We start from the raw sequence: 17,716 nt of genomic DNA, 5'->3' as shown, positions 1-17,716 counted from the left end.
AAATCACGGATGACTTCTGTTGCCAGGTAGAAACGTTCCTGTTTAGTTAATCAACGTTTCTTCTTTTAGTTTTGATTGTACTTCGGAATGAACTTTGCTTGGTAGACCCCATAGCTTGATGAAGCCAACTGCCGCTGCTTGATCGAAGGTATCAGCAGAAGTATAAGTTGCTAATTCTTCGCTGTACAAGCTGTTTTCTGATTTCCGACCTTCAACGATCACATTACCTTTGAATAATTTGACCCGTACCACACCGTTAACGTATTGCTGTGTGTCTTTCAAAAAGGCGATTAACGCATCTGTCAATGGGTTGAACCACAAGCCATCATAAATGATTTGGCTCAATTGTTGTTCGATAACTGGTTTGAAATGAGCAACTTCCCGAACAAATGTTAGATCTTCCAATTCTTTGTGGGCTTTCATCAAAGTGATGGCCCCCGGACATTCATAAACTTCCCGAGATTTAATTCCCACCAAACGATTTTCCACGTGATCGATCCGACCGATGCCGTGTTTGCCGGCAATCAGATTTAATTCCATAATCAATTCGGCAAGGGTATAGGTTTCGCCATTTAAAGCAACCGGCACACCTTGTTCGAAGGTGATTTCTAAAATATCCGGAACATCTGGTGTATCTTCTAATTCAGCGGTTAATTCATACGCTCCTTTTGGCGGCGTTGCCCAAGGATTTTCCAAGATGCCGCATTCGCAAGCCCGACCCCAAATGTTTTGGTCGATAGAATAAGGATTATCCAAATTTGCAGGAATCGGCACGCCTTTGGCTTCCGCATAGGCGATTTCTTCTTCCCGAGACCAATGCCATTCACGAACAGGTGCAATTACTTTCAATTCAGGTGCCAATGCATTGATGGCTACTTCAAAACGAACTTGGTCGTTTCCTTTACCGGTACAACCGTGGGCAACAGTAGTAGCGCCTGTCGTATGTGCTAATTCGACTAATTTTTTTGCAATCAGCGGACGAGAAAGTGCTGAAACCAAGGGATAGGATTGTTCATAGAAGGTGTGTCCTTGCAGAGCAATCAAAGCATATTCCTGTGCAAATTCTTCTTTCGCATCAATAGCATAGGAGGCAACTGCACCGACTTGCAGTGCTTTTTCTTTAATAAATTCAGTATCCTTGCCTTCGCCGATGTCTAAGCAGCAAGCCACTACATCGTAGCCTTCATCTGTTAACCATTTAATTGAAACAGAGGTATCAAGTCCTCCAGAGTATGCCAAAATCACTTTTTCTTTCATTCTTAATCGCCCTTTCTGCGTGTAAATCAAGTTGATGACGATATAGTAACAAAATGAAAATGAAAAATCAACTGTTTTATAAATAAATATACAAAAAAATGTAGAAATTAGCTATAATATACAAAATATAGCGATATATACAATAAAATTGCATGATTTTGATTAAGAAAGTTTAAAGGGGTTTGAAAATATTTCTGAAAACTATCAATTTATTATAGAAGAAAAAAGAAATACGAAAAATTTAGTGGAGAGAAACTGGATAAAATCCAAAAACGCGGAGAAATCCGTTGACTTTACCGCGTGTAGAAGGTATTATGTTAAATGGTATTGTTTGCCCCACAAGAGCCCCGGAAACTCACGTGTTTGTCAAACATTCGAAATTGAAATTGGAGGAAAAAATCTTGCGTACAACATATATGGCCAAACCAGGCGAAGTAGAACGTAAATGGTATGTAGTAGACGCAACGGATATTCCGTTGGGACGTCTTTCAGCTGTTGTAGCTTCTGTGCTACGCGGCAAAAATAAACCAACTTTCACACCTCATGTGGATACTGGTGATTTCGTGATCGTTATCAATGCAGATCAAATTAAATTAACAGGTAACAAAGCAAGCGATAAAATTTATTACCGCCACTCAAATTTCCCTGGAGGCTTGAAATCAGTCTCTGCCGGTGAATTACGTGCGAAGAATTCTCGTCGTTTGATCGAAACTTCTGTTAAAGGCATGCTTCCTAAAAATACTTTAGGTCGTCAACAAGGAATGAAGCTACATGTTTATGGTGGCGCTGAACATCCACATGCTGCACAACAACCAGAAGTCTTGGATATCACAAACTTAATCTAATAGGAGGGAATTTCATTGGCACAAGCTCAATATATCGGCACTGGCCGTCGTAAAAATGCAGTTGCTCGTGTACGTCTAGTACCTGGCGCTGGTAAAATTACTGTAAATAACAAAGATGTTGAAGAATACATCCCACACGCTGACTTGCGTGAAGTTATCAACCAACCATTTGGCGTTACTGAAACAAAAGGCGCTTATGATGTGTTTGTAAACGTAAATGGCGGAGGATACGCAGGACAATCCGGCGCTATCCGTCACGGCATCGCCCGTGCATTGCTACAAGTAGACCCAGACTTCCGTTTAGCTCTTAAACGCGCTGGCTTGCTTACTCGTGACGCACGTATGGTTGAACGTAAAAAACCAGGTCTTAAAAAAGCCCGTAAAGCTTCTCAATTCTCTAAACGTTAATCGTTGTTATACCAACGATTTCAAGCACTTTCCATTCAGTTGGAAGGTGCTTTTTTTATTTTGGTTACGAGTTTGGTTACGACTATTTTTTTCAACTTGTTTTTTGCCGGTAATCCTCCAAGTGCTTGACGGTTTCTTTCTGAACTTCTGGATTTACATGCCCGTAAACATTTCGTGTAATCTCTGACGTTTCCGCATGACCGACTAGAGATTTTACGATTAAATCATCCACACCATTGTTTAAAAGGTCACTGACAAAAGTATGTCGTAAGCCGTGGGGTGTTATTTTTGGAAGGTCAAATTTCTTTGAAAGGGCATCAAGTTTATTGTTAAGGTAGTCTGGATGCAAAGGTTGATTCAGTTCTCCCTTTTGAGTTGTATAAGTGAAGATAAATTGATCATCGGTTGGAAAAATATTGACTTGTTGAAGTTCATTAAATTGAACCTTTTTCCATTTTGCCAATAGATTAATAACGGAATCTGCTACTGGAATCGTTCGAAATCGATAGGAGTTTTTCATCCCTTTTACACGTTCGTATTTTCCGGTAGCTTTATTTTTCACCAATTTATGCATGAGGGAAATCGTCTTGTTTTTGAAATCAATATCTGACCAGACCAAGGGATAAATTTCTCCTTTGGCTGCCCCTAATTGATAAATCAAAGAAAGTAACGTATAGTCTCGCACCCCATATTCTTGCTTCATCAAAGTTAACACTTGTTGGATGAGTTCCTTAGAATAGTACTTTTGCTGACGTTTTTTTTCCTTTTTGTTCTTTAGGTCTGCATTTACAGGCATCTCCAACAAATCATAGGGATTCTTTTGGATATAACCTTTCACTAGGGCATAGCGTAATACTTGTTTGGTGTAGGAGACACAGTGTTTATAGTTAGCATAAGGTTTAATGCCTTTTTCCTCATTGCCAAATGCCCACAAAATTTGGGTATCTTCTAATAGGTCATAGGTAATCTTATTAATCGGAACATCCCCTAAGTAAGGAAGAATTCTCTTCTCAAAGCAAGTCTTAGTTCGATCCAAAGTAGACTGCTCATGATGTTGTGTAACGGTGTATTTCTTATCCCACCACATTTGGTAAACCTCTTTGAATGTATAAGAACCTTTCTTCTTTTTCACTTCTCCTTTCAATTTTTTTAGTTTTGCTTCTGTTTCTAAAATCTCTGCTTCATGTTTGCTGTCCGCATAAGCCACATATCGAGAAGCATCCGCCCCCATATAAACATTGACTTTATACGAGCCATTTTCCATTAGACTAATTGCCATTTCTATCTTCCTTTCAAAAATGGCATATCAGTATCACTACACACTCATCATACAGCGCCTTGCTGTGCTTTGGAATACTCCCTTAGCCATTTATCTATCTCTTCTCGCTGGAATCGTACAACACCCCAAAGATGTATCATGGGAAGTCCTGCATCAATCCATTTATCAAGCGTGTTGTTGGCGATACCTAAATACTCACAAGTCTCTTTTTTTGATAAATAGCGATTCTCTAAATGTACGGCTATTCGTGCGTTTCTCACTTCATCTACCATTAAGGTATACATATATTCTCTTAAACTCGTCTCTTGATCAGGCGAAAGTGTAATTTCAACTGCCATTGATTGATCTACCTCCGATCTAGAAGTGAAAAGAAGAAAGGTGCTATTCAGTTTTCAAAGGGCATTTCAAAAGTACTTATAAAAGTACTTTTGTTTATCGTACACCCAATTCGATAGAATGTCAATAAAATAAAGTTCGAAAATAAGTACTTTTGTATTTCGATTATTAAGAAAGTTTGATATGATTAAACTAGAAAAATATCGGAGTGATGAGGACTATGAAAGTTGATCAACAAAGAGTAGCAAAAAAAATCCGTGAAATAAGGACGGATTTAGGCTACAGTATGGCTCAGTTTGGTGAGCTAATCAGTAATTCTCCCAAAACCACAGTTAATAATTGGGAGCGAGGAATTAATCTGCCCAAAGAAGATAAACTAAAAAAAATCGCCTTATTGGGTAAGACGACGGTAGAAGAGCTATTGTATGGGACGCCAGAGGAAGTACTAACAAATTTATTGAAGGACCATTTTCAGTTACAAGTGAATCCAGCATTTCTACAACAAATGTTGGTATTCTTGAAACAGCAAAAAGTGGATGTCTATGATGAAATGACGATTATGGAGTTTCTGCAAGGAATTATGGATTCCGGTATGTTAGTGGAGAGAAATGATCCGTATCTAACGTATTCCAAAGTTGAAGGAACAGATTCTCTTTATACGGCGGCCGCGGCTAATGACCCATTGGATCCATCACCACGTTATTATGCCTATGTAGACGTTAAGAACAACCGAGTTCATTTGTTGCCTTATACATTTGCGAAGCGACAAAAATATCTATACCATAATTTTCCGGATTTAAGGAATCAAATTGAAATTGATTATTTTACACGAGCTTTTCCAATGCTAGGTGTAGACTTAACTAAGTCTAGAATTATTTACTATGGCTTTGAACGTGCGCAGGAAAAATTGAATATTGTTGAGTATAGTTATAACAGCCAGTCAAAACGATTTGAAGTTAAGAACGAAGATACTACGAATTTTATATACAAGGCTTTTAAATCTGAGGCAAGTAGAATGCAAATTTATTTTTTAAAATTGAAATAGTGCGGTTGATACGTATAATTACTTGATAAATACCATCTATTACTTTTTGAGTGATAGGTAGTATTTACATTTTTGCAGTAAAGGTTTCAAAGTAAAGTAAGAAATAAAAAGACAGAAGCGATTGACAATATATAGATGTTCATCTATATTATTCATAGACATCCATCTATGTAAAGGAGTAGAAGATATGAATTATGATGAAATATCGATAATGCTTAAGGCTCTTGCTGATCCAAAACGTTTAAAAATCATTGATATATTGTCTTGCGGTAGTTTGTGTGCCTGCGATATCTTAGATCACTTTGACTTCACTCAGCCAACTCTTTCACATCATATGAAAGTATTAGAAAAGGCTGGGATTGTCACAGTGACTAAGGATAAAATATGGCATCATTATCAATTAACGGAAAGCTTCGCCGATCAATTTATGGGTTCAATGATGCAATTGTTTTCTGATAAAGATGATTGCATTTGTAATAAACTAAATTGTAATTGTAAAGGGGAAAAAAATGATGAAAAAATTGGAGCTATTTGAACCAGCAATGTGTTGTTCAACAGGAGTCTGCGGTCCATCAGTTGATGAAGAATTACTAATGGTAACCTCAGTATTTGAAAATTTCGAAGGACTGGATTCAATTGACGCTTCTCGTCACAATTTAACCAGTGATCCAGATGCTTTTGTCAAAAATCCAACAATCTTGAAGTTGCTTCAAGAAAATGGTAATGATATTTTGCCGATAACCTTATTAGATGGAAAAATTGTCAAAGAAGGTTCTTATCCAACCTTAGAGGAATTCGGAAAGTATGGAGAGGTTCGCTTTGTAGTTCAATCAGCTAGTTCTGGTAGCTGCTGTGGAGGGAATAATGGGAGCGAAGGCTGTTGTTAATAGACCTCTTTAAAAGGGAAAGGGAGGAGATACAATGCTTCAATATATACCAAAAAAGATAGAATTAACTAAATATCTGTTTTTCACAGGTAAAGGTGGGGTTGGGAAAACGACTACGGCTTGTGCCACGGCGACATCTTTAGCGGAAGACGGCAACCAGGTTATGCTAGTCAGCACAGACCCGGCTTCAAACCTGCAAGATGTTTTCCAAACAAAATTAACAAATAAACCGACTACGGTTGACGGAATTAGCCATTTGAAAGTTGCAAATTTTGATCCAATCACAGCGGCAGAAGAATACAAAGAGAGTATTGTCGGTCCTTATCGGGGAATCTTACCAGATAGTGCACTAGTTAATATGGAAGAACAATTATCAGGCTCTTGTACAGTAGAGATTGCTGCTTTTAACGAGTTTGCGAACTTTTTAACTGATAAAGAAGTTGCAGAGCAATTTGATTATGTAATTTTTGACACCGCCCCCACTGGGCATACGCTAAGAATGCTACAATTACCTTCTGCTTGGAATAATTATCTGGATGAAAATACAACTGGAGTTTCTTGCTTGGGACAATTATCCGGATTGGGTGATAAAAAAGAGATATATGAAAAAGCAGTGGAGACACTTACAGATGCAACCCAAACATCTTTAATTTTAGTGACCAGACCGCAAAAAGCACCACTAATTGAAGCTGAACGTGCTTCCGAGGAACTATTGAAATTAGGGATTAAGAATCAATTACTAGTGGTTAACGGATTATTGAATAATCCTGATGATGTGATTTCTCAGGTAATCTACGGTGAACAACAAAGTGATCTAGAAGAAATGCCAAAGCCTTTGAGCAAATTAGAAAAGTACTATATTCCACTTCGTCCATATAACGTTGCAGGAATAGATAAGCTTCAAATTTTATTGAGTAATCAACAGCCAGCTGTTCACCAACATGAACAGGAACCGATTGAGTTTCCAACGTTAGATTTTATTGTGAGTGAGTTTATTCGAACGAATAAAAAGATTATTTTTACGATGGGAAAAGGTGGCGTTGGCAAGACAACTGTTGCTATTCAAATCGCAGAAAAATTGGCACAATCAGGTAAAAAAGTTCGTTTAGCGACAACGGATCCTGCCGATCATCTAAATCTTTTTATTTCGAATGAGTTGCCAATTTCAATCAGCCATATCGATGAAGAACAGGAACTAGAATCTTACAAAAAAGAGGTTCTTTCAAAAGCTCGTCTGACGATGAATGCGGATGATGTCGCTTATGTCGAAGAAGACCTTCGTTCACCTTGCACGCAAGAAATTGCAGTATTTAGAGCATTTGCGGAAATTGTAGATAAGTCAGAAAATGAAATTGTGGTAATAGATACCGCTCCAACAGGACACACATTGCTTCTTTTGGATTCCACGCAAAGCTATGCCAAAGAAGTTGAAAGAAGTTCTGGCGAAGTGCCATTGTCGATTCAAAAGCTATTACCAAGATTACAAAATAGCAATGAAACGGAAGTATTGATGGTTACTCTGCCTGAAACAACGCCAGTGTACGAATCGATGCGTTTAGATGAAGATTTGAATCGTGCAAAGATTGCTCATACTTGGTGGCTAGTCAATCAAAGTATGTATGCTACCGATACGTCCAATGAAGTATTAAAGGCGCGCGCTACAAATGAAATTGAGTGGATCAATAAAGTAAAAGATCTTTCAGATGGGCATTTTGCGGTAACAGAGTGGGTTCCTAACTTTGACGCAAAATTAGTTCATTAATTTTTTGACCTATATATAGATAACAATCTATATATAGGTTCATCTATTCGTTTGAGGAAAATAAATTTTTTATTCTGCTGGAGATGGAAAAATGAATCAAGTAACTAAGAAATTGTCTTTACTAGATCGATATTTGACATTATGGATTTTTATTGCAATGGCAATTGGTATAGGAATGGGGTATTTTTTTCCCAATATTCCTAAAGTAATAAATCATTTAGAAGTTGGGACGACTTCGATTCCAATTGCAATAGGTTTAATTTTGATGATGTACCCACCACTTACAAAAGTAAAATATGAAGAAATGTGGCGTGTTTTTAAGGATTGGAAGGTACTCTTACTTTCACTAGTTCAAAATTGGATTGTCGGTCCAATTATTATGTTTGTTTTAGCAGTAGTCTTTTTGCACAACTATCCAAGTTATATGGTTGGGTTAATTATGATTGGGCTTGCTCGATGTATTGCTATGGTAATCGTCTGGAGTGAGCTTGCCCAAGGAGACAACGAGTATACAGCTGGATTAGTAGCATTTAATTCTATTTTTCAAATTGTATTTTACTCATTATTTGCATATATCTTTGTCACAGTATTACCGAACTGGCTTGGTTTAGAGACACATACGATTAATATTACAATGGGAGAAATTGCCAAAAGCGTTTTTATTTATCTGGGAATCCCATTTATTGCAGGTTTTAGTTCAAGATTTATTTTGATCAAAATGAAAGGGAAAAAATGGTTTGAAACTAAGTTTATCCCTAAAATAAGCCCAATAACTTTGGTTGCATTACTATTTACAATTATCGTAATGTTTTCCGTAAAGGGTGAAAAAGTGATTGAGTTGCCATTAGATGTAGTTCGAATTGCTATCCCACTACTATTCTATTTTGTAATTATGTTTTTTGTATCATTTTTACTCTCAAAAAAAATGGGCACAAGTTATCCAATCGCGGCGTCGTTATCTTTTACGGCTGCAAGTAATAATTTTGAACTAGCGATAGCCGTAGCAGTAGGTGTATTTGGGATCAATTCGGGTGAAGCATTTGCGGCGGTTATTGGCCCCTTGGTCGAAGTTCCAGTTTTAATTGCTTTAGTGAATGTTGCTTTAAAATTTAAACAAAAATATTTTTCGAAAGAAGGCGCAAGCCATTAGGAGGAAATAAATGAGTTCAGAGAATGAAAAACAAGGATTAGGTATTTTTGAAAAATATCTGACGTTATGGGTAATTGTGTGTATGGTTATTGGGGTGCTAATTGGAAAATTTTTGCCGAGCGTTCCTGACACCTTAAGTAAGTTTGAATATTATCAGGTATCAATACCTACAGCAATTTTGATATGGTTAATGATTTATCCAATGATGTTGAAGATTGATTTCACTAGTATTGTTAGTGCAGCCAAAAAGCCTAAAGGATTAGTTGTTACCTGCGTGACAAACTGGTTAATCAAACCTTTTACAATGTATGCTATATCCGCTTTTTTCTTCTATGTGATTTTTAAGAATCTTATACCTATAGAATTAGCAAAAGAGTACGTTGCTGGTGCTGTTATATTAGGTGCTGCACCTTGTACAGCTATGGTATTTGTATGGAGTTATCTAACGAAAGGTGACGCAGCATACACTCTGGTACAAGTAGCGATCAATGATTTAATTATTTTGATTCTATTCGCACCCATTGTAGCGTTTCTACTTGGTGTGGACAATGTTGTTGTTCCAATGGGAACATTGCTATTATCTACAGTTCTTTTTGTAGTAGTGCCACTACTTCTAGGTTTCGTTACTAGAGTAATGATAATAAAAAATAAAGGTAAGTACTATTTCGAAGATGTCTTTTTAAAGAAATTTGACTCTGTTACAATCATTGGATTATTGCTAACGTTGATTATTATTTTTTCTTTTCAAGGTGAAAAAATATTAGCCAATCCAATTCATATTTTATTAATTGCAATTCCACTAACCATTCAAACGCTACTAATTTTTACTATTGCCTATGGGTGGTCAAGGTTTTGGAAGTTGCCTCATGAGATTGCCTCACCAGCTGGAATGATTGGTGCGAGCAATTTCTTTGAACTAGCGGTTGCTGTTGCGATTTCACTTTTCGGCCTACAGTCTGGCGCGACTTTAGCAACAGTTGTAGGAGTGTTAGTTGAGGTACCGATCATGTTGCTATTAGTAAAGATTTCCAACAATACTAAGTCATGGTTTGTTAAGTCAGGTGATACTAACCAAATTGAAAATCTATATGAGTAGTTGGGGTGCATAGTATGAAAATAATAATCATCGGGTCTGTTGCAGCAGGAACAAGTGTTGCTGCAAAAGCGAGAAGGAACACAGAAGAAGCGGAAATCATTCTATATGATAAAGATATCGACATCTCATATTCTGTTTGTGGAATTCCATATGCTGTTGGAGGAGAAGTTGAAAAATTCGATGAATTGACTCCACGGAATGCTGAGTGGTTCAAAAAGAGATACAACGTAGATATTCATACTTCGCATGAAGTACAACGTATTGACCATAAAAAGAAACGTATTTACGGACTAAATTTGATTACTAGAAAGTCGTTTTCAGATGATTATGATGCATTAGTATTTGCAACAGGTTCAATTTACAATACACCGGCTATATTCTCTAATAGACAATTTGAAAATGTATTTCAAATCAAAAATGTTTCCAGTGGTAAAAATATTCACAACTTTATTAAGACTAATAAAGTAGAAAAAGCTGTTATTGTAGGTGCTGGATATATTGGGTTAGAGATGGCTGAACAATTACAGAGACAAGGAATAGCTGTTTCGTTACTGCAACGAGGCAACCATCCAATGTCTCATTTAGATTGGGATATGGCTATAAGAATAGAGAACGAAGTAGCAAAACAACAGATTGATTTTAGGCCAAAAGAAACGGTTGTTGAATTAGTAGGTGAAGAACAACTAACTGCTGTTAAGACTTCAAAAGGGAATGAATTATCAGCCGATTTATTTGTATTGGCAACAGGAGTAAGGCCAAATACAGAATTGGCTCAAACCATAGGAATAGAGTTGGGCAAAACGGGAGCAATTAAAGTAGACAATAGAATGGAAACCAATTTGAAAAATGTCTATGCAGTAGGGGATGTAGCAGAAAGCTACAATCGCATTACTCAACAACCAATCTATCGTCCCTTGGCTTCGACTGCGAACAAGATGGGTAGAATTGCTGGTGACACAATTACTGGTGGCTCTTTACGATTTAAAGGAATATTAGGAACCGGTATTTTGCGCTTTTTTGATTTAGCCATTGCACAAACGGGTCTTACTGAAAAGGAAGCTCTTAAAGAAGGATTAGAAGTTGCCGTTTTATACAATATAAAACCAAATAAACCTGATTACATGGATGGCAAAGAAATGGTCATCAAAGCAATAGCAGATAAAAGCAGCGGTAGAGTTCTGGGTGCCCAAATTATCGGTTATGACGGAGTAGATAAAAGAATCGACGTGCTTGCTACGGCTATTTCCTTTGGAGCATTGGCGGAAGAACTGTTTGATTTAGATTTAGCTTATGCACCACCATTTTCAACAACCAAGGATCCCGTTCATTATACTGGAATGGCCTTAGATAACGCGGTGAAGAGAAGAGCGCCTTTGATGTCCCCGATTGAGTTAATTGAACGACAACACAGAAAAGAAAAGTTACAGATAATTGATACAAGATCCAAAAAGCAATTCGAAAAATCAAAGGTTAAAGGAGCTATTCATATTCCATTATCTGATTTGAGGACACGCTACGATGAGTTAGACAAGAATGTTTTGACAATTACGTACTGTAATAAAGGTGTTACCGGGAATGCTGCACAAAATATACTGTTAAACGAAGGATTCAAACACGTGTACAATCTTTCCGGAGGAAACAAAAATTATCAAGAAATTTATGAGAATATTGATTAAATAGTAAATTGCTGAGGTAATATAATTTATGTCTGAAGAAAAGAGAGCCGTTGCTAGATTATTTGGGATGTCACTGGCATTTATTCTAGCTAAATTACTAAATTATCCAATTAGTATTGGAATATTTATCAACTTTATTACGCTAATTTTGGTATTCTATTTATTGGCCAAAAGGAAAGAAAGACAAAGTAAGAAAAAATAAGGTCATGTGGTCAATTGACCACATGCCTTTTTACAGTATAAAAGTTAGAGCGACTTCTAATTTAAGAATTGTTTTACGAAAGGAAAAAGTATATGGAATATGCACTTGAAATAACGAATTTAAAAAAAATCTATGGAACAGGTGTTGAGGCATTACGTGGAATTGATCTCCAGGTTGAAGAGGGTGATTTCTATGCCCTTTTAGGGCCCAATGGTGCTGGGAAGTCGACAACCATTGGTATTATTACTTCTCTTGTCAATAAAACATCTGGAATGGTAAAAGTTTTCGACTACGATCTTGATAAAGACTTAGAAAGAGCAAAGCAGCAAATTGGTCTTGTACCACAAGAATTCAACTTCAATCCATTTGAGACTGTTCAACAAATTGTAGTGAATCAGGCAGGTTATTATGGTGTTCCGAGAAAAGAAGCATTGAAGCGCAGTGAGAAGTATTTGAAGCAATCAAATTTATGGGAAAAACGTAACGAACGTGCTCGGATGCTCTCTGGCGGGATGAAGCGCCGGCTGATGATCGCTCGAGCACTAATGCACGAACCAAAGCTATTAATTTTGGATGAACCAACCGCTGGGGTGGATATTGAACTGAGACGTGAAATGTGGTCCTTCTTAAAAGAATTAAACGAAAATGGAACCACTATTATCTTGACCACTCATTATTTGGAAGAAGCTGAAATGCTTTGTCGACACATAGGGATCATTCAATCAGGAGAATTGATTGAAAATACTAGTATGAAAGAACTTCTATCCAAATTACAATTTGAAACATTTATTTTAGATCTAGCACCTCATGATGCAGTTCCTAAGATAGAAGGATATACGTATTCTTTAGAAGACGATCTGACTTTATCAGTGGAAGTTGAACGAAATCAAGGAGTAAATGATATTTTTAATCAACTCAGTGATCAAGGGATGAAAGTTTTATCGATGCGGAATAAATCTAATCGTTTAGAAGAGTTATTTTTGAAAATCACCGAAGAAAAAAGATTTTTGGAGGAAACCAATGCGTGATATTTATCTTACTGCTTTAAAAAGTCTTGCTATTAAGGAAACTAACCGTTATCTACGTATTTGGGTACAAACTCTGGTGCCACCAGTTATAACGACATCGTTGTATTTTATCATTTTTGGGAAAATGATTGGTGGCCGAATTGGAGATATGGGTGGGTTCACTTATATGGAATTTATCGTACCCGGATTAATTATGATGTCAGCAATCACAAGCTCATACGCTAATGTATCTTCATCTTTTTTCTCTCAAAAGTTCCAAAAAAATATTGAAGAGCTATTAGTTGCTCCAGTACCAACACATATCATCATTTGGGGATTTGTTATTGGTGGGTTAGGACGAAGTATTCTCGTAGGATCACTTGTAACGATTATTTCCTTATTTTTTGTGCCACTTAATGTTCATTCATGGATTATTGTTATTCTCACGTTATTAATGACTGCAATATTATTTTCATTAGCTGGTTTGATAAACGGTGTTTTTGCTCAATCTTATGACGACGTATCGATCGTACCCACCTTCGTTTTACAGCCGTTAACTTATCTAGGAGGAGTATTTTATGCGATATCGATGTTGCCCCCATTCTGGCAAGGTGTTTCAAAAATAAATCCAATTGTTTATATGATCTCAGCGTTTAGATATGGATTTTTAGGAACAACCGATGTACCAATAGCTATGTCGATTACAATACTTATTTTATTTATTGTTGTTCTTTATTCTATTTGTTACTATTTAGTCGATACAGGTAGAGGGTTAAGAAGTTAATGCTTTTACAATGATATCCCATTTAAAAGCTACAAATTAACATCGAATAGTTGTTTTTTTGAAGATCAGTCACAACTGATAAAAGCAATATCAACATTTAGAGCTTTAATTGTAGCTCTTACGTAGAATTTACTCTTTTTCCTAAAAAATCTACCAGTTAAAAGAAATTGGATTATCGAAGCTCACTAAAACTTAGTTTATTTGAATTGAATTTGTGAAATACTTTTAGGGCTTTTTGTATTTGAATAGTAAAACTAATGTGATGATGAAATATAGTTTTCTCCGCCATTATTTGTTTTTCTCCGCCAAATAAGATAAAATGGCGGAGAAAAGAGGTGAATGGCGGTGAAAGAATTTGATTATCATGAGTTGAAAAAGCTCTCTCTTAGTCATGATTTGCTAAATATGCTGACCAAGATTCATGATTATAAGGGGAAACAAGAACTGTATATTGCCACAAAACCAGAGATTTTAGGCAAACTGACAGACTTGGCTTTGATTCAAAGTACAGAGGCTTCCAACAAAATTGAAGGAATTGCAACAACAGATGGCCGCTTGAAGCAAATCGTAGCGGAAAAAGTAAAACCTCGTAATCGGGATGAAGAAGAAATTGCCGGTTATCGAGATGTGTTGAAACTGATTCATGATAGTTACGAGTATATTCGCGTCGTGCCCAACGATATTTTAACGTTACACAAAAATCTATATAATTACTCGGCTAAAAGTTACAAAGGTAAGTTTAAAAGTGGCGATAATGTTATTACGGAAAAAGATTTAGATGGTAACGAGCGAGTTCGGTTTGTACCAGCGCCTGCATATTTGACACCTGATTTAATTGATGAGCTGTGCTACCAATACAATCAAGCCATTCAGAAGGCTGAGATTGATCCCTTACTGCTGATTCCTTGCTTTGTTTTAGACTTTCTCTCAATTCATCCATTTAGTGATGGAAATGGGCGGATGTCTCGTTTATTGACATTGCTGTTGCTGTACAAGTCGGGCTATTTAGTCGGCAAGTACACCAGTATTGAGATGCTGATTGAAGAATCGAAGCAAACTTACTATGAAGCGTTACAGGCGAGTTCTGTGGGATGGTTGGAAAATGAACAAGACTATACGCCGTTTGTTCGCTATCTTGTGGGAATCATTTTGCGAGCCTATGAAAACTTCTCAGAGCGTTTCGAGATTATTATCAATCAGGAGCTAACACCAGCAGAGCGGGTAGTAGAAGAACTAGAGAAGTCTTTTGAACCTCTAAGCAGAGCTGACATGGAGAACTTGTTGCCGGATATTAGCCAGCGAACGATAGAACGGGCCTTGGCTGGGCTACAAACAGAGAATAAGATTCAAAAAGTCGGGCAAGGCCGTTCGACTAAGTATCAGCTAATAAATGAATTCAAATCGTAATACGATTCACGGGCCATTAATAGAAGCACAAAATCGGTAGTTTAAAATTCAATGAGGCTAATTGAAACTTGCATAACTAAAAATATTAGCTCAATACACTATTTGAAACTCGCTAAAACCAGTGAAAACAAAGTGTGAACTTTTTTAAATTAGTTTACACTTGTCAATAAGTGCTTATTTCCTTGGTATAACAGTGTTTGTACGTAGTTTTTCGATTGTTTTTCGTGTTTTTGTACCCCCCTGTTAGATAGGGGGGGTGAAACAACACTCGCGGGCTAGCGCCCACTCGTGTTCAAGGCGAACTCTTTACGAAGGGGAATTCGCTTGAGGCGAACCCCTCCGCAAAGAGCGCCTAACATTTGGAGGATTTGTTCTTTTATCTTTGACTTTGCAACGTTAAAAAGACCACATGGGTTTACCATGCAGTTTCTTCAATGGAAAGATAAAAAAGAAGTGTAGTAGATACTGATATGCTCTGAATTTGTCGTAACCAAATTGTCTTACGTTCAAAATTGGTTACGAATCGTGGTTACGAGTGCCTAAAATCGACTGAAATCCAGTACAAATCTTGAGGCGAAAAATACTGATAAATCAGCATTTTTGATATTCATTGATTTAAAATAACACAGTTGAACTGCCAACCAGGTCTTAAGAAAGCTCGTAAAGCTTCACAATTTTCTAAACGTTAATAAAACGGCTTCATATCAGTGCTTTCAGGCGTTTCGCAATTCACTTTGCGAAGCGTCTTTTTTTGAGTTGACACCATTGTTGACACCATTCCGGTCTGGCTCTTTTTGAGACAATTTACGATAGGCAATTTCACCAATAGGCATTTGAATCACATTTGGTGTATTTACATAAGTTCTTGTGATGTTGGTATCGCTGTGAGTCAATGCTTCAGAAATCTGTTCTAGAGCGACACCAGCTTGTTTGGCTAAAGTTGCCCCAGTATGCCGTAACTTGTGTGGAGTCGCATGGGTAAGGTGCTTATGTCGTCGCTCAATGGATTTCATACGGTAGTTCAAATAATCTGTATGAAGTCTTTGATTGATATTCCCTTTATCATCAAAGAAGGTAAAGAGTAGCTGCTCTTCGGTTTGTTCGATTTCAAATTGAGCTAGTTCTTCTTTTTGTTGGACTTTCCACTGTTGAAGTAATTGCTTTAGTTCATTTGGAATATGGAAAATTGTCGTTTTATTCCCTTTTGTGCTTTTTTCATTGCCGAATTTATCTAAGGCTTTGCCAATCGTAATCTGGGAGGTAGTGAAATTCACGTTCTTCCATTTGATGGCGTAAGTTTCTGATTTGCGATCAGATAAAAAGAAGGTAGTCAGAAATAATACATAGTCTTGTAAAGTCAGTTGTCCACTTTCATAATCGCTTTGGACAGCAGTTAACCACTCTTGAAGTTGTTCAAAGGAGAGATATAAATCTTCTTCTTTTTTTGCTTCTTGTAATTGGTTTTTCTTAGTAGCGTTGATCCGTTTGAGCGATTTTTCTAGTTTATTCCGTTCAATGTATTCAAGCTCTTCTGCCCAATCAAAAATAGAATTAACGTAGCTACGTAGTATTTTGAAGTTTGCGTATTCGGCAGCCTTTTGCCAGTGAGTGACATTGACGACTTGATATCCTTTTTCGAATTTTTCTTTTGGTAAGGTGAGATCATTGATTTTAATTGGCATAATAGGCCACCTTTTTTGTTTATATGATTGATATAATGGGTAAAAATGACAAGGAGGAAGCAATCTATGTTTGGTTTATTACATCCTGATAAAGTGAAGGTGAGCAACGAATCAAGGAGATCAAAAAGAGTATGAATCTGTCCTTTGCGGAGTTGGGTAATCGCTTGGGGATAAAGAGACTAACAATCAGATCGTATGTTCAAGGATATGCACTAGTTCCTGAAAGTGTGATTAACCAATTATCTAGTATTAGTGGGAAATCTATGGACCGATTTTATTTTGGAGATATTGAAAGCTATATCGCAGACTATTTACGATTAAGAAGAATTTTATACTGGTGAATTTAAAAATTCAGATTGGGAAAATAAAGTCGGATATCTACGTGAGGAATTTATTGATGATTATTTCTATGAGTTGCAGCAAGATGTAATTAAAGAAGAGGTCCAAAAACTAATAGGCGTTGAGATTGATCAATTACCATTTTCAAGCGAATTATCGGAAATGAAAAAGGTGGAAGCTAGCGCCGTGATTACCACAAATATTTTAGAATATATGGATGCATCAGGGGAGTTTGATTATAGTGACAAAGAAACGCTGAAGAAATTGGTGAAGGAAGATGTTGCTAAATTTGATTTCTTTACTGATCGTATTTTTGATGGCCACTATCTGGTTGGTAAATTGATTAATACACTTGCCAATGACCAAGAAACGAGTCAGTTAATCAACACTTTATCTCAAGAGCTGACGAATAAATCTTTTACAGGAATGTTTGGTGGAGAAGAGTTGATCAGAGTAATTCAGATACTATGTCCAGTGTTGATTAAGTTGTATAGTGAAGTTTTTGTAGATGAATTAGCAGATTGGTTTGAAGAGTGAATAATCTCAAACAGAAA

16 protein-coding genes and 1 pseudogene are annotated in these 17,716 nt (G+C 36.8%); 13 read left to right on the top strand and 4 right to left on the bottom strand.

The features are described 5' to 3' along the window. Positions 1–42: 42 nt before the first annotated feature. A complete protein-coding gene (locus FFM66_RS02975) occupies positions 43–1,257 on the bottom strand; it encodes an argininosuccinate synthase (protein ID WP_137604957.1) in 1,215 nt (404 codons plus the stop codon). Positions 1,258–1,655: 398 nt separating this feature from the next. Between FFM66_RS02975 and rplM the strand changes: the two genes are divergently transcribed. Continuing rightward, a complete protein-coding gene (gene rplM, locus FFM66_RS02970) occupies positions 1,656–2,102 on the top strand; it encodes a 50S ribosomal protein L13 (protein ID WP_053082145.1) in 447 nt (148 codons plus the stop codon). A gap of 15 nt (positions 2,103–2,117) precedes the next feature. Then, on the top strand, positions 2,118–2,510 hold the full coding sequence (gene rpsI / locus FFM66_RS02965) for a 30S ribosomal protein S9 (RefSeq protein WP_048603184.1): 393 nt from the start codon (positions 2,118–2,120) through the stop codon (positions 2,508–2,510). Between the two features lie 91 nt (positions 2,511–2,601). Here the strand turns inward: rpsI and FFM66_RS02960 are convergent, their stop codons facing one another. Then, positions 2,602–3,789 (bottom strand): tyrosine-type recombinase/integrase, encoded by a 1,188-nt coding sequence (locus FFM66_RS02960; RefSeq protein ID WP_029487383.1) that lies wholly within the window; start codon positions 3,787–3,789, stop codon positions 2,602–2,604. A 47-nt stretch (positions 3,790–3,836) separates the two neighbouring features. After that, positions 3,837–4,127 carry a helix-turn-helix domain-containing protein gene (locus tag FFM66_RS02955; RefSeq protein ID WP_003128904.1) on the bottom strand — a complete coding sequence of 97 codons (291 nt, stop codon included), beginning with the start codon at positions 4,125–4,127 and terminating at the stop codon, positions 3,837–3,839. 218 nt (positions 4,128–4,345) lie between these two features. Between FFM66_RS02955 and FFM66_RS02950 the strand changes: the two genes are divergently transcribed. The 10 genes from FFM66_RS02950 to FFM66_RS02905 all read left to right on the top strand — a co-directional run bounded on the left by FFM66_RS02950 (position 4,346) and on the right by FFM66_RS02905 (position 15,141). After that, positions 4,346–5,170 (top strand): helix-turn-helix domain-containing protein, encoded by an 825-nt coding sequence (locus FFM66_RS02950; RefSeq protein ID WP_029487384.1) that lies wholly within the window; start codon positions 4,346–4,348, stop codon positions 5,168–5,170. Positions 5,171–5,357: 187 nt separating this feature from the next. After that, on the top strand, positions 5,358–5,705 hold the full coding sequence (locus FFM66_RS02945; RefSeq protein WP_016173357.1) for an ArsR/SmtB family transcription factor: 348 nt from the start codon (positions 5,358–5,360) through the stop codon (positions 5,703–5,705). Then, positions 5,683–6,057 carry an arsenite efflux transporter metallochaperone ArsD gene (gene arsD / locus FFM66_RS02940; protein WP_029487385.1) on the top strand — a complete coding sequence of 125 codons (375 nt, stop codon included), beginning with the start codon at positions 5,683–5,685 and terminating at the stop codon, positions 6,055–6,057. Before FFM66_RS02945 ends, arsD begins: the two co-directional genes overlap by 23 nt. Positions 6,058–6,091: 34 nt before the next feature. Continuing rightward, entirely contained in the window at positions 6,092–7,819 is a 1,728-nt protein-coding gene (gene arsA / locus FFM66_RS02935; RefSeq protein WP_029487386.1) for an arsenical pump-driving ATPase, read from the top strand. Between the two features lie 91 nt (positions 7,820–7,910). Next, a complete protein-coding gene (gene arsB / locus FFM66_RS02930; RefSeq protein ID WP_016173360.1) occupies positions 7,911–8,969 on the top strand; it encodes an ACR3 family arsenite efflux transporter in 1,059 nt (352 codons plus the stop codon). 10 nt (positions 8,970–8,979) lie between these two features. Further along, complete coding sequence (arsB, locus tag FFM66_RS02925) at positions 8,980–10,065, top strand: ACR3 family arsenite efflux transporter (protein WP_016173361.1); 1,086 nt, start codon at positions 8,980–8,982, stop codon at positions 10,063–10,065. Positions 10,066–10,079: 14 nt separating this feature from the next. Continuing rightward, positions 10,080–11,741 carry an FAD-dependent oxidoreductase gene (locus FFM66_RS02920; protein WP_029487387.1) on the top strand — a complete coding sequence of 554 codons (1,662 nt, stop codon included), beginning with the start codon at positions 10,080–10,082 and terminating at the stop codon, positions 11,739–11,741. Positions 11,742–12,035: 294 nt separating this feature from the next. Next, complete coding sequence (locus FFM66_RS02915; protein ID WP_016173364.1) at positions 12,036–12,971, top strand: ABC transporter ATP-binding protein; 936 nt, start codon at positions 12,036–12,038, stop codon at positions 12,969–12,971. After that, positions 12,964–13,734 carry an ABC transporter permease gene (locus FFM66_RS02910; protein ID WP_016173365.1) on the top strand — a complete coding sequence of 257 codons (771 nt, stop codon included), beginning with the start codon at positions 12,964–12,966 and terminating at the stop codon, positions 13,732–13,734. The genes FFM66_RS02915 and FFM66_RS02910 overlap by 8 nt, the downstream gene beginning before the upstream one ends. Before the next feature lie 339 nt (positions 13,735–14,073). After that, entirely contained in the window at positions 14,074–15,141 is a 1,068-nt protein-coding gene (locus FFM66_RS02905) for a Fic family protein (RefSeq protein WP_171000781.1), read from the top strand. 713 nt (positions 15,142–15,854) lie between these two features. Here the strand turns inward: FFM66_RS02905 and FFM66_RS02900 are convergent. Continuing rightward, positions 15,855–16,766, bottom strand: a pseudogene (locus tag FFM66_RS02900) (site-specific integrase); the annotation flags it as partial. Positions 16,767–17,348: 582 nt separating this feature from the next. Between FFM66_RS02900 and FFM66_RS11450 the strand changes: the two are divergent. Beyond that, the gene (locus tag FFM66_RS11450) at positions 17,349–17,699 is read left to right on the top strand and encodes a Cro/Cl family transcriptional regulator (RefSeq protein ID WP_246038414.1); all 351 of its coding nucleotides are present in this window, start codon (positions 17,349–17,351) and stop codon (positions 17,697–17,699) included. The last annotated feature ends 17 nt before the right edge of the window (positions 17,700–17,716 follow it).

The sequence above is a fragment of the Enterococcus songbeiensis genome, assembly GCF_005405265.1.
GTDB lineage: Bacteria > Bacillota > Bacilli > Lactobacillales > Enterococcaceae > Enterococcus_C > Enterococcus_C songbeiensis.
The sequence above is the reverse complement of the archived record's forward strand: the minus strand, read 5'-3'. Positions and strand labels throughout refer to the sequence as shown.

Coding starts and splice junctions, on each gene's coding strand:
- FFM66_RS02945 (WP_016173357.1), top strand. CDS start 5,358: ATGAATTATGATGAAATATCGATAATGCTTAAGGCTCTTGCTGATCCA.
- FFM66_RS02960 (WP_029487383.1), bottom strand. CDS start 3,789: ATGGCAATTAGTCTAATGGAAAATGGCTCGTATAAAGTCAATGTTTAT.
- arsB (WP_016173361.1), top strand. CDS start 8,980: ATGAGTTCAGAGAATGAAAAACAAGGATTAGGTATTTTTGAAAAATAT.
- FFM66_RS02950 (WP_029487384.1), top strand. CDS start 4,346: ATGAAAGTTGATCAACAAAGAGTAGCAAAAAAAATCCGTGAAATAAGG.
- FFM66_RS02905 (WP_171000781.1), top strand. CDS start 14,074: ATGGCGGTGAAAGAATTTGATTATCATGAGTTGAAAAAGCTCTCTCTT.
- FFM66_RS02955 (WP_003128904.1), bottom strand. CDS start 4,127: ATGGCAGTTGAAATTACACTTTCGCCTGATCAAGAGACGAGTTTAAGA.
- arsD (WP_029487385.1), top strand. CDS start 5,683: ATGAAAAAATTGGAGCTATTTGAACCAGCAATGTGTTGTTCAACAGGA.
- arsA (WP_029487386.1), top strand. CDS start 6,092: ATGCTTCAATATATACCAAAAAAGATAGAATTAACTAAATATCTGTTT.
- arsB (WP_016173360.1), top strand. CDS start 7,911: ATGAATCAAGTAACTAAGAAATTGTCTTTACTAGATCGATATTTGACA.
- FFM66_RS02910 (WP_016173365.1), top strand. CDS start 12,964: ATGCGTGATATTTATCTTACTGCTTTAAAAAGTCTTGCTATTAAGGAA.
- FFM66_RS02975 (WP_137604957.1), bottom strand. CDS start 1,257: ATGAAAGAAAAAGTGATTTTGGCATACTCTGGAGGACTTGATACCTCT.
- FFM66_RS02915 (WP_016173364.1), top strand. CDS start 12,036: ATGGAATATGCACTTGAAATAACGAATTTAAAAAAAATCTATGGAACA.
- FFM66_RS02920 (WP_029487387.1), top strand. CDS start 10,080: ATGAAAATAATAATCATCGGGTCTGTTGCAGCAGGAACAAGTGTTGCT.